The 11,595-nt window shown below is 61.9% G+C and carries 10 protein-coding genes; 9 read left to right on the top strand and 1 reads right to left on the bottom strand.

Annotation, left to right across the window (positions count from 1 at the left end):
* Positions 1 to 129 precede the first annotated feature (129 nt).
* The 9 genes from QF039_RS02110 (at position 130) to pdeM (ending at position 11,299) form a co-directional block, all read left to right on the top strand.
* Positions 130 to 1,134, top strand: coding sequence for a ligase-associated DNA damage response exonuclease (locus QF039_RS02110; protein ID WP_307516723.1), 1,005 nt, complete (start codon positions 130 to 132; stop codon positions 1,132 to 1,134).
* Positions 1,131 to 2,765 (top strand): ATP-dependent DNA ligase, encoded by a 1,635-nt coding sequence (locus QF039_RS02105; RefSeq protein WP_307516722.1) that lies wholly within the window; start codon positions 1,131 to 1,133, stop codon positions 2,763 to 2,765. The genes QF039_RS02110 and QF039_RS02105 overlap by 4 nt, the downstream gene beginning before the upstream one ends.
* 329 nt (positions 2,766 to 3,094) lie before the next feature.
* Positions 3,095 to 3,874, top strand: coding sequence for a transporter substrate-binding domain-containing protein (locus QF039_RS02100; RefSeq protein ID WP_003213667.1), 780 nt, complete (start codon positions 3,095 to 3,097; stop codon positions 3,872 to 3,874).
* Positions 3,875 to 3,931: 57 nt separating this feature from the next.
* Positions 3,932 to 4,660, top strand: a complete 729-nt coding sequence (locus QF039_RS02095; RefSeq protein WP_008432134.1) for an ABC transporter permease — start codon at positions 3,932 to 3,934, stop codon at positions 4,658 to 4,660.
* Positions 4,657 to 5,367 (top strand): ABC transporter permease, encoded by a 711-nt coding sequence (locus QF039_RS02090; protein WP_003209532.1) that lies wholly within the window; start codon positions 4,657 to 4,659, stop codon positions 5,365 to 5,367. The genes QF039_RS02095 and QF039_RS02090 overlap by 4 nt, the downstream gene beginning before the upstream one ends.
* Before the next feature lie 9 nt (positions 5,368 to 5,376).
* Positions 5,377 to 6,495: a succinylglutamate desuccinylase/aspartoacylase family protein gene (locus QF039_RS02085; protein ID WP_307516721.1), complete on the top strand. Its 1,119-nt coding sequence runs from the start codon at positions 5,377 to 5,379 to the stop codon at positions 6,493 to 6,495.
* A 13-nt stretch (positions 6,496 to 6,508) separates the two neighbouring features.
* Entirely contained in the window at positions 6,509 to 7,273 is a 765-nt protein-coding gene (locus QF039_RS02080) for an ABC transporter ATP-binding protein (protein WP_307516720.1), read from the top strand.
* Between the two features lie 892 nt (positions 7,274 to 8,165).
* Positions 8,166 to 10,643: a ligase-associated DNA damage response DEXH box helicase gene (locus QF039_RS02075; RefSeq protein WP_307516719.1), complete on the top strand. Its 2,478-nt coding sequence runs from the start codon at positions 8,166 to 8,168 to the stop codon at positions 10,641 to 10,643.
* Positions 10,643 to 11,299 (top strand): ligase-associated DNA damage response endonuclease PdeM, encoded by a 657-nt coding sequence (gene pdeM / locus QF039_RS02070; RefSeq protein ID WP_307516718.1) that lies wholly within the window; start codon positions 10,643 to 10,645, stop codon positions 11,297 to 11,299. The genes QF039_RS02075 and pdeM overlap by 1 nt, the downstream gene beginning before the upstream one ends.
* A 31-nt stretch (positions 11,300 to 11,330) precedes the next feature.
* Here pdeM and QF039_RS02065 read toward each other — a convergent pair whose 3' ends face one another.
* Positions 11,331 to 11,534 carry a hypothetical protein gene (locus QF039_RS02065; RefSeq protein ID WP_003219272.1) on the bottom strand — a complete coding sequence of 68 codons (204 nt, stop codon included), beginning with the start codon at positions 11,532 to 11,534 and terminating at the stop codon, positions 11,331 to 11,333.
* Positions 11,535 to 11,595: the final 61 nt, after the last annotated feature.

Genomic DNA, 11,595 nt, shown 5'->3' with positions numbered 1-11,595 from the left:
TCTGACTGTCAGACCGAGTCGCCAGCATCGCCGGCAAGCCCGCTCCCACATTTGATTGCATGCATTCCGATAGAACTTCTCCACCCGCCCTCGCCTCATAATTAACAAGCCCACCTCCACGGCACGCCCATGGACCTTGTTATCGCCCGGCCCGAAGGCCTCTACTGCCCCGCCGGGGATTTCTACATCGACCCCTGGCGCCCGGTGGAACGTTCGGTCATCACCCACGCCCACGGCGACCACGCCCGCACCGGCAACCAACACTACCTGGCCGCCGCCCCCGGCGAAGGTATCCTGCGCTCGCGCCTCGGCCAGGACATCAACCTGCAAACCCTGGCCTACGGCGAAAGCCTGCGCCACCACGGCGTCACCTTGAGTTTCCACCCCGCCGGCCATGTCCTCGGCTCCGCCCAGGTGCGCCTGGAATACCAGGGTGAAGTCTGGGTCGCCTCCGGCGACTATAAAGTCGAGCCCGACGGCACCTGCGCGCCGTTCGAACCGGTGCGCTGCCATACGTTTATCACCGAATCGACCTTCGGCCTGCCGATCTACCGCTGGCAGCCCCAGGCGCAGATTTTTGCCGGGATCAACGACTGGTGGCAGGCCAATATCGCCGCCGGCAAGGCCAGCGTGTTGTTCTGTTATTCCTTCGGCAAAGCCCAGCGGATTCTCCACGGCATCGACGCCAGCATCGGCCCGATCCTCAGCCATGGCGCGGTCGAACCCTTGAACCGGGTGTACCGCGAAGCTGGCATCTATATCCCTGAAACCCTCTACGCCGGCGACTTCAAAAAGACCGACCCTTTGTTGCGCCAGGCCCTGATCATCGCCCCGCCCTCCGCCGGTGGCAGCACCTGGATGCGCCGCTTCGGCGACTACAGCGACGCCTTCGCCAGCGGCTGGATGCGCCTGCGCGGCACCCGGCGGCGGCGCGGGGTGGATCGCGGCTTTGTGCTCTCGGACCACGCCGATTGGCCCGGACTGTCATGGGCCATTGAGCAAACCGGTGCCGAGCGGGTAATGGTCACCCACGGTTCTGTGGGCGTATTGGTCAGGCACCTGCGGGAAAAGGGCCTGGATGCCCAGGGATTCACCACCGAATACGGCGATGACGAAGAGGAGGCCACGTCATGAAAGCCTTCGCCGAGCTGTACGCCAACCTCGACGCCACCACCTCCAGCAACGCCAAGCTCGCCGCCTTGCAGGCTTATTTCCTACAGGCGCCCGCGGAAGATGCTGCGTGGGCGGTGTACTTTTTATCCGGCGGCCGGCCCCGACAACTGGTACCCACCCGGTTGCTGCGGGACATGGCCACCGAAGCCGCGAGCATTGAGCCGTGGCTGTTCGAAGAGAGTTATCAGTCGGTAGGCGACCTGGCGGAAACCATTTCCCTGCTGTTACCGGAATCGCCCCACACCTCGGACGATGGTCTGGCCGTGTGGCTGGAAGAAAAACTCCTGCCCTTGCGTGGCCTGCCGCCAGAAGAACTGGCAGAACGCCTGCCCGCGTTGTGGGCACAGCTGGATCAGCCGAGCCTGATGCTCTGCATCAAGCTGATCACCGGCAGCTTCCGGGTCGGTGTGTCGAAGTTGCTGGTCACCCGCGCCCTGGCCGCCATGGCCGGGCTGGACAGCAAACGCGTGGCCCAGCGGCTGGTGGGCTACACCGACCTGTCGAACCGTCCGACGGCCGAAGGCTATTTGAAGCTGATTGCCGCCGAATCGTCCGACGAACACGCCCAGCGTGGCGGGCAGCCTTATCCGTTTTTCCTGGCCCATGGCCTGGCCCAGCCGGTGGAGCAGTTCGATGCCTTGCTCGGCTCCCCTGCTGACTGGCAAGTGGAATGGAAGTGGGACGGTATCCGCGCACAACTGGTCAAGCGCGAAGGCCGCTTGTGGGTCTGGTCTCGGGGCGAAGAACTGGTCACCGAGCGCTTTCCGGAGCTTCATGACCTGGAAAACAGCCTGCCCGATGGCACGGTGATCGACGGCGAAATCGTGGTGTGGAAGGACTCGGTGCAACCCTTCGCCCTGCTGCAACAGCGTATCGGCCGCAAGACCCTGGGCAAGAAAATCCTCGAAGACGCGCCGGTCGCCGTGCTGGCTTATGACCTGCTGGAACACCACGGCGAAGACTGGCGCAACCACACCCAGGCCGAACGCCGGGCGCAACTGGAGCTGGTGGTCAGCGACTGCGACCAGCCAATATTGCGCACGTCGCCAGTGCTGATCGGCGATAGCTGGCAAGACTTGGCAGAGCAGCGTGAGGCGTCTCGCAGCCTGGGCGTGGAAGGCATGATGCTCAAGGCCCGGGACGGGCTCTACGGCGTGGGCCGGACCAAGGACATGGGCGTGTGGTGGAAGTGGAAAGTCGACCCGTTCAGTGTCGATGCCGTGCTGATCTATGCCCAGCGCGGCCATGGCCGGCGCGCCAGCCTGTACAGCGACTACACCTTTGCGGTGTGGGACGGCCCGCCCGGTACTGAGCGTACGTTGGTGCCGTTCGCCAAGGCGTATTCGGGGCTGACCGATGAAGAAATGCGCAAGGTCGACGCCATCGTACGCAAGACCACCGTGGAGAAATTCGGCCCGGTGAGCAGCGTCACGCCGAGCATGGTGTTTGAACTGGGTTTTGAAGGGATTGCCCTGTCCAAGCGGCACAAGAGCGGAATTGCGGTGCGTTTCCCGAGGATGTTGCGCTGGCGCCAGGACAAGGCCGTCGAGGAAGCCGACAACCTGGCGACCCTGCAGGATTTACTGGCCTGACACGCCTCTCACGAACGCCACCGATCAATGTGGGAGCGGGCTTGCTCGCGAATGCGGTGTGTCAGTCAATACATGTACCGACTGATCCACCGCATTCGCGAGCAAGCCCGCTCCCACATTTGAAAACCTCACACGCCCCAAAATAATGCATAGATTGATCAATGCCCATTTTCGGGCATTTCCTACTGGCACAACTCCTTAATCTCACCTTTTAAAACGACCATTCGGAACTATGGTGCAGAAATTGCTACTTGAGTCCGGTCTGACACCGTTCAGTAACAGTCCTAACCGCGCCACAAGCGCTTATCTTGGTTTCCAGGGATTACATAATGAAAAAAGCATTGCTGACCCTTTCTGCACTGGCTCTGTGCATGGCCGCCGGTTCCGCGCTGGCCAAGGAATACAAGGAATTGCGTTTTGGTGTCGATCCGTCCTACGCGCCGTTTGAGTCTAAAGCCGCTGACGGCAGCCTGGTGGGCTTCGATATCGACCTGGGCAATGCCATCTGTGCCGAACTGAAGGTCAAGTGCAAGTGGGTCGAAAGTGATTTCGACGGCATGATCCCAGGCCTCAACGCCAACAAGTTTGACGGCGTGATTTCCTCGATGACCGTGACCGAAGCCCGTGAAAAGGCGATCGACTTCTCCAACGAGCTGTTCTCCGGCCCGACTTCCCTGGTGTTCAAAAAGGGCGCGAACTACTCCACCCCTGAGTCCCTCAAGGGCAAAAGCGTTGGCTACGAGCAAGGCACCATCCAGGAAGCCTACGCCAAGGCCGTACTGGACAAGGCCGGTGTCACCACCAAGGCCTACGCCAACCAGGACCAGGTGTACGCCGACCTGACTTCCGGCCGCCTGGACGCTTCCGTGCAGGACATGCTACAAGCCGAACTGGGCTTTTTGAAGTCGCCAGCCGGTGCTGACTACGAAGTCAGCAAGGCCATCGACGATCCACTGCTGCCGTCCAAAACTGCGGTCGGTATCAAAAAAGGTAACAAAGACCTCAAGGCCTTGTTGGATAAAGGTATCAAAGCGTTACACGATGATGGCACCTACGCCACCATCCAGAAGAAACACTTTGGCGATCTGAACCTGTACAGCGGCAAATAATGCCTGGGGCGCCCTTCCTCTGGAGGGGTGCTTTTTTATCGCCATAGGTCCTGATTTATGTTCGAAGATCTTTTGCAAACCCTGGGGCTCAGTGCCTTCAGCTTGAAGGGTTTCGGCCCGCTGTTGCTGCAAGGCACCTGGATGACCGTCAAGTTGTCGGTGTTCTCCCTGGCCGTCAGCGTGTTGCTGGGCCTGCTCGGGGCTACTGCCAAACTGTCCAGCCTGCCGTTCCTGCGGATTCCCGCGCAGATCTACACCACCCTGATTCGCGGCGTGCCCGACCTGGTGCTGATGCTGCTGATTTTCTACAGCCTGCAAATCTGGCTGACCAGCTTTACCGACTTTATGGAATGGGACTACATCGAGATCGACCCATTCAGCGCCGGGGTGATCACCCTGGGCTTTATCTACGGTGCGTATTTCACCGAGACCTTTCGCGGCGCGATCCTCGCCGTGCCCCGTGGCCAGTTGGAGGCCGCCACGGCCTACGGCCTCACGCGTGGCCAGCGGTTTCGTTTCGTGACCTTCCCGCAGATGATGCGCTTCGCCCTGCCGGGCATCGGCAATAACTGGATGGTGATGCTCAAGGCCACGGCACTGGTGTCGATCATCGGCCTGGCCGACCTGGTCAAGGCCGCGCAGGATGCCGGCAAGAGTACTTATCAGCTGTTCTATTTCCTGGTGATCGCCGCGTTTATCTACCTGTTGATCACCAGCGCGTCCAACTTCGTCCTGCGCCGCCTCGAACGGCGCTACTCCGCAGGCTCCCGGGAGGCAGTGCGATGATCGAACTTATCCAGCAATACTGGCGCCCCTTCCTTTATAGCGACGGCCAGCACATCACCGGGCTGGCCATGACGATGTGGCTGCTCAGCGCGTCGATCTTCATCGGCTTCCTGGTATCGATCCCGCTGTCCATTGCGCGGGTGTCGCGCAATCGCTGGGTACGCTGGCCGGTGCAGTTCTACACCTACCTGTTTCGCGGCACGCCGCTGTATATCCAGTTGCTGATTTGCTACACCGGGATCTACAGCATCGCGGCGGTTCGCGCGCAGCCGGTGCTGGACGCGTTCTTTCGTGATGCGATGAACTGCACGATTCTCGCCTTCGCCCTCAACACCTGCGCCTACACCACGGAGATTTTTGCCGGGGCGATCCGCAGCATGGCCCACGGCGAAGTCGAAGCGGCGAAAGCCTACGGCCTCAGCGGCTGGAAGCTGTATGCCTACGTGATCATGCCGTCGGCCCTGCGCCGCTCGCTGCCGTACTACAGTAATGAAGTGATCCTGATGCTGCATTCGACGACGGTGGCCTTCACCGCGACCATCCCGGATATCCTGAAAGTCGCCCGGGACGCCAACTCGGCCACCTACATGACCTTTCAATCATTCGGTATCGCTGCGCTGATCTACCTGACCGTGACCTTTGCCCTGGTCGGTCTGTTTCGTCTGGCGGAGCGTCGCTGGCTGGCCTTTCTCGGCCCCAGCCACTAAGGAGCCTTCATGCGTCATCAGATTCATCCACTTGTGGCGCCGGTGCCGGGCACGGAGCGACAAATCCACAGTTTCCACTTCGGGCCGGAGCAGGCCGAAGGCAAGGTCTACATCCAGTCGTCGCTGCACGCCGACGAATTGCCGGGCATGCTGGTGGCCTGGCACTTGAAGGCGCGCCTGGCGGAGCTGGCTGCGGCCGGCCGCCTGCGCAGCGAGATCGTGCTGGTGCCGATCGCCAACCCGACCGGCCTGGAACAGGTGTTGATGGACATCCCCCTGGGCCGCTACGAGCTGGAAAGCGGGCAGAACTTCAACCGCCTGTTTGTCGACCTGTCCGACGAGGTTGGCAATCAAGTCGACGGCCTGCTGGGAGATGATCCTGCGCACAACGTCGAACTGATCCGCGATGCGCTGACCATGGCCCTGGCGGCGCAAACGCCCGTCACACAACTGGAATCCCAACGCCTGGTGCTGCAACGCCTGGCGTGTGATGCCGACATGGTGCTGGACCTGCACTGCGACTTCGAAGCCGTTGCACACCTGTACACCACCCCCGAGGCGTGGCCGCAGGTGGAGCCGCTGGCGCGCTATATCGGTTCGGAGGCCAGCCTGTTGGCTACCGATTCCGGTGGGCAGTCGTTCGATGAGTGTTTCACGCTGGTGTGGTGGCAATTGCAACAACGGTTTGGCGAGCGCTTCCCGATTCCGATGGGCAGCTTTTCCGTCACCGTCGAATTGCGCGGCCAGGGCGACGTCAACCACGGCCTGGCCAGCCTCGACTGCCAGGCGATCATCGATTACCTGATTCACTTCGGCGCAATCAGCGGCGAGCCGGCACCGCTGCCGGAATTGCCCTACCCCGCCACACCGCTGGCGGGCGTCGAGCCGGTGGCCACAGCCGTGGGCGGCTTGCTGGTATTCAGCGCGCTGCCTGGGGAATACGTGGAAGCCGGGCAACTGATCGCCGAAATCATCGACCCCATTTCCGACCGCGTAACGCCAGTGCATTGCCGCAATGCCGGGCTGCTTTACGCTCGTTCGCTGCGGCGCATGGCCACTGCCGGGATGGTCATTGCCCATGTCGCCGGCACTGAAGCCTATCGCAGCGGCTACCTACTTTCGCCTTGAGGATGCACGCCCCATGTACAAATTGACCGTTGAAGGCCTGCATAAAAGCTATGGCGACAATGAGGTGCTCAAAGGTGTCTCGCTCAAGGCCAGGACCGGTGATGTGATCAGCTTGATCGGCGCCAGTGGCTCGGGCAAGAGTACCTTTTTGCGGTGTATCAATTTTCTTGAACAACCGAATGACGGCGCCATGACGCTGGATGGGCAGCAGATTCGCATGGTCAGTGACCGCCATGGGATGCGCGTGGCGGATGATGCTGAGTTGCAGCGCCTGCGTACGCGGTTGGCGATGGTGTTTCAGCATTTCAATCTGTGGAGCCACATGAGTGTGCTGGAGAACATCACCATGGCGCCGCGCCGGGTGCTGGGTTGCAGCAAGAAGGACGCCGAGGATCGCGCTCGCCGGTATCTGGACAAGGTGGGGTTGCCGGCGCGGGTGGCCGGTCAATATCCGGCGTTTTTGTCGGGTGGCCAGCAACAGCGGGTGGCGATTGCCCGGGCGCTGGCGATGGAGCCGGAGGTGATGCTGTTTGACGAGCCGACTTCGGCGCTGGACCCCGAGTTGGTGGGTGAGGTGTTGAAGGTGATCCAGGGTTTGGCTGAGGAAGGCCGGACGATGATCATGGTGACCCATGAGATGAGCTTTGCGCGCAAGGTGTCGAGCCAGGTGCTGTTTTTGCACAAGGGGTTGGTGGAGGAACAGGGTGCGGCGGAGGATGTGCTGGGTAATCCGAAGAGCGAGCGGTTGCAGCAGTTTTTGAGTGGGAATTTGAAGTAGCCCGCAGGGGTTGGGTGTATATCCGTTATTTAGGTAACGGCCACTTATGGTTCCGCTCTTACAGCGGCTCACTTTTGAACAGCGCAAAAGTAAGCAAAACGCTCTTGCCCCACCACTCGGCACCTCGCCTAGGCTCGGTGTGCCCTCACTCCGGCTTTGGACCGTGGGCCGCCGTCATGGGCCATCCCTGGCCCAGGACGGCTAACCCGGCGTCCTGCCGGGTTACCCACGCTCCAAAGCCTGCGTTCGGCCAGCGTGGTTTAACGGGGCGCCCAAGATCAAGATCAAAAGCAGATCAACAGCACAGCGGCCTCCCGGCCGGCTTGAGTGTTGAAGAGCAAAATCAAAAGCTAAAGCGGGCACGGTCAAATGTGGGAGCTGGCTTGCCTGCGATGGCATCAACTGGGTGTACCTGATACACCGAGGTGTCTGCATCGCAGGCAAGCCAGCTCCCACAGAAAAGCAGATCTGTTTTCGCTCTGGTTTTTGATCTGGCTTTTAACACTCAGGTCGGCTTTCAGGCCGCCGTGCTTTTGCTTTTGATTTTGATCTGCGAGCCCCGTCAACCACGATGGCCGCAAGTAGGCACGGTGGAGCGGGTAAATCGGCAAGGATGCCGATTTAGCCGCGCCGGGCCATGGATGGCCCGTCGCGGCGGCCCGCGGAGCCGAGCCGGAGTGCGGGCATGCCGAGCCTAGGCGAGGCACCGAGTGGTGGGGCAAAGCGTTTTTTGGTTACTTTTTTAGGCGTTTGTAAAAAAGTGACCCGCTGTAAGAGCGGAACCATAAGCAGCCGTTACCTAAATAACGGATATACACCCCCCCGAAAAAATCGCAGTTAAACCTTTCCCCCACCCCAAAGGTCTCTGAATTACCCCCCCAGAGCCCCAAGCATGGCCAAATCCCCCAACTTCGCCAAAGACTGGTTCACCGCCAAGGGCTGGAAACCGTTCGCCTTCCAAAAAGACGTATGGCACGCAGTCAAGGAAGGCCAGTCGGGACTGCTCCACGCCAGCACCGGCGCCGGGAAAACCTACGCCCTGTGGTTCGCCGCCCTCAACCGCTTCGCCATCACCGAAACCACGCCCCGCAAACGCAAAGCCCCCGCCGAACCGCTGGCCGTCCTGTGGATCACCCCAATGCGCGCCCTGGCCGCCGACACCGCCCGCGCCCTTGAGGCCCCGCTCGAATCACTGAAAATCCCCTGGACCGTCGGCCTGCGCACCGGCGACACCAGCAGCAGCGAACGCGCCCGCCAAACCCGCCGTCTGCCCACCACCCTGATCACCACCCCGGAAAGCCTCACGCTGATGCTCGCCCGCGCCGACAGCCAGCCCAGCCTGTCGCACCTGCGCATGGTGGTAGTGGACGAATGGCACGAACTGATCGGCAACAAACGCGGCGTGCAATTGCAACTGGCCCTCGCCCGCCTGCGGCAATGGCACCCCGAGCTGATTGTGTGGGGCATTTCCGCAACCCTGGGTAATCAGGCCCACGCGTTGGAGGTGTTGATCCCACAAGGCGGCGGGATCAACGTCCAAGGCCAAACCACCAAACAGTTGCGAGTAGACACCCTGTTGCCACCGGTTATCGAGCGCTTTCCGTGGGCCGGCCATATCGGCCTGAAAATGCTCCCGCAAGTGGTGGCCGAAGTTGATGCCAGCAGCAGTTGCCTGGTGTTTACCAACACACGGGCACAATCGGAAATCTGGTACCAGGCCCTGCTCGACACGCGCCCCGACTGGGCCGGAGTGATTGCCCTGCACCACGGCTCGCTGTCCCGGGAAACCCGGGACTGGGTGGAGCGAGCCCTGAAGGAGGGGCAACTGAAGGCCGTGGTGTGTACGTCGAGCCTGGACCTGGGGGTAGATTTCCTGCCGGTGGAACGGGTACTGCAGATTGGCTCCGCCAAGGGCGTAGCCCGGCTGATGCAGCGCGCAGGGCGCTCCGGCCACGCACCGGGCCGGCCGTCGCGGGTCACGCTGGTGCCAACCCACAGCCTGGAAATGGTGGAAGCCGCTGCCGCGCAGGACGCCATCGCTGAACGGCGCATAGAAGCGCGCCAGTCGCCTCACAAGCCGTTGGATGTGCTGGTGCAGCATCTGGTGAGCATGGCGCTGGGCGGCGGCTTTGTGCCGGATGAGCTGCTGGCGGAGGTGCGCACCGCGTGGGCCTATCGTGACCTGAGCGAAGCAGATTGGGCCTGGGCCCTGGGTTTCGTGCGCCATGGTGGCCTGTCACTGACGGCCTACCCGGATTACCGCCGGGTCGAGCCGGACGAACACGGCATCTGGCGCGTCCCCGACGCACGCCTGGCGCGGCGCCATCGCATGAGCGTGGGTACGATCGTCAGCGACGCCAGCATCCAGCTGAAATTCTGGAGCAAAGGCGGCGGTGGCAAGACCCTGGGCAGTGTCGAGGAAGGCTTTATTGCACGACTGAAGCCAGGGGATGGTTTCCTGTTCGCCGGCCGCTTGCTGGAGTTGGTACGGGTGGAAAACATGACGGCTTATGTGAAGCGCAGCACCGCGAAAAAGGCTGCCGTGCCACGCTGGAACGGCGGGCGCATGCCTCTTTCCAACGAGCTGGCCCAGGCGGTGGTCGAGCGCTTTGATGCGGCTGCCCACGGTCACTATCTCGGCCCGGAGATGCAAGCGGTGCAACCCTTGCTGGAAACCCAGCTGCGCTGGTCCGGGCTGCCGACCCGCGATCACTTGCTGGCCGAGGCCCTCAAGTCCCGGGAAGGCTGGCATCTGTTCCTGTATCCGTTTGCCGGGCGCCAGGTGCATCTGGGGCTGGCGAGCCTGCTGGCCTGGCGCGTCAGCCGGCAGCAGGCGGTGACGTTCTCGATTGCGGTCAATGACTATGGGCTGGAACTGTTGAGTGCGACCGAAGTGGATTGGCCTGAGTTATTGGGCGGCGAACTGCTGAGCGCGAATCATCTGCTGGATGACGTGGTAGCCAGCCTGAATGCCGGTGAGCTGGCCCTGCGACGTTTTCGCGAGATCGCGCGGATCGCCGGGCTGGTGTTCGCAGGCTATCCGGGCGCGCCGAAAAGTACGCGTCAGGTCCAGGCTTCCAGCGGTTTGTTCTTTGAGGTATTCAAGCAATATGACCCGCAGAACCTGCTGCTGACCCAGGCCGGGGAAGAAGTCCTGCGGGATGAGCTGGATATTCGTCGCCTGGAAGAGACCTTGCGCCACCTGTCTGGGTTGAAGCTGGACCTGCATCGCATCAAACGGCCTACGCCGTTGGCCTTTCCGCTGCTGGTGGAACGTTTTCGGGAAAGCCTGAGCTCGGAAAAACTCTCGGAGCGGATTGCGCGGATGGTCAAGGATCTGGAAAAAGTCGCCGATAACGGGAAGCCCTGATGCCCGCTCATTACCCGATACATCTGGCGGAAGAAGCGCTGTGGTTGCTCGCGGACAAGGCGGTGTACTGGCCTGCGAGAAAGTGCCTGCTGATCGCCGACGCGCATTTTGGCAAGGCGTCGGCCTATCGCAGCCTGGGCCAGCCAGTGCCACAGGGCACGACGACGGCCAACCTGCAGCGCCTGGACCGGTTGTTGGCGGCTTTCCCCGGCGCGCAGGTGATCTTTCTCGGCGACTTTCTCCACGGGCCCGGCTCTCACGCCAGCAGCACCCTGAACGCCCTGAGAGCCTGGCGTGAGCGTCATGCAGGCGTGGCGCTCACGCTGATTCGCGGCAACCACGACAAACGCGCTGGCGACCCGCCCGGCGATCTGAACATTGAGGTGGTGACCGAACCCTTGCTGATGGGCCCGTTTGCCTTGCAGCACGAGCCCGACCCCCATGCCAGCCACCATGTGCTGGCCGGGCACGTGCATCCGGTGTATCGCCTGCGGGGCAAGGGCCGGCAAAGCCTGCGCCTGCCGTGCTTCCTGATCGGCAACCAAGTCAGCCTGCTACCGGCGTTCGGCGCTTTTACCGGGGGTTATTCAGTGACGCAGGAAGAAGGCGGCCGGATCTTCGTGATCGGAGACCAGGAAGTATGGCCAGTGCGTTGAGCAACTGACCATTGGCGACACGTGCAGGAAGTCAGGCCACAGGGGCGGGAGGCGGTTCGTCAGGGAGAGTGGGTTCGCCAGGCTCTTCAGGCTGGTTGGGCCAGGGATCATCGGGACCTGGCTGGCCGGGAATGCCGCCTGCGGCGGGATCGGCCATCAAGGACCAGGCCATCACACCAATCTGGTTGGGTTCAAGCCGGGCGAGTTCGGCGCTGATTCGCGGATCGAGCTTCATAGGGGACTCCTCAAGCGTGGCCCGGCGCGTTGTGCACGCGTCGGGGCAGTACACCCAATAG

Source organism: Pseudomonas sp. W2I6 (assembly GCF_030815935.1).
Classification (GTDB): domain Bacteria; phylum Pseudomonadota; class Gammaproteobacteria; order Pseudomonadales; family Pseudomonadaceae; genus Aquipseudomonas.
The sequence above is the reverse complement of the archived record's forward strand: the minus strand, read 5'-3'. Positions and strand labels throughout refer to the sequence as shown.

Bases quoted from the DNA above. Each gene is read 5' to 3' on its own strand.
- QF039_RS02075 (WP_307516719.1), top strand. From the start codon at position 8,166: ATGGCCAAATCCCCCAACTTCGCCAAAGACTGGTTCACCGCCAAGGGC.
- QF039_RS02095 (WP_008432134.1), top strand. From the start codon at position 3,932: ATGTTCGAAGATCTTTTGCAAACCCTGGGGCTCAGTGCCTTCAGCTTG.
- QF039_RS02085 (WP_307516721.1), top strand. From the start codon at position 5,377: ATGCGTCATCAGATTCATCCACTTGTGGCGCCGGTGCCGGGCACGGAG.
- QF039_RS02090 (WP_003209532.1), top strand. From the start codon at position 4,657: ATGATCGAACTTATCCAGCAATACTGGCGCCCCTTCCTTTATAGCGAC.
- pdeM (WP_307516718.1), top strand. From the start codon at position 10,643: ATGCCCGCTCATTACCCGATACATCTGGCGGAAGAAGCGCTGTGGTTG.
- QF039_RS02110 (WP_307516723.1), top strand. From the start codon at position 130: ATGGACCTTGTTATCGCCCGGCCCGAAGGCCTCTACTGCCCCGCCGGG.
- QF039_RS02080 (WP_307516720.1), top strand. From the start codon at position 6,509: ATGTACAAATTGACCGTTGAAGGCCTGCATAAAAGCTATGGCGACAAT.
- QF039_RS02100 (WP_003213667.1), top strand. From the start codon at position 3,095: ATGAAAAAAGCATTGCTGACCCTTTCTGCACTGGCTCTGTGCATGGCC.
- QF039_RS02065 (WP_003219272.1), bottom strand. From the start codon at position 11,534: ATGAAGCTCGATCCGCGAATCAGCGCCGAACTCGCCCGGCTTGAACCC.
- QF039_RS02105 (WP_307516722.1), top strand. From the start codon at position 1,131: ATGAAAGCCTTCGCCGAGCTGTACGCCAACCTCGACGCCACCACCTCC.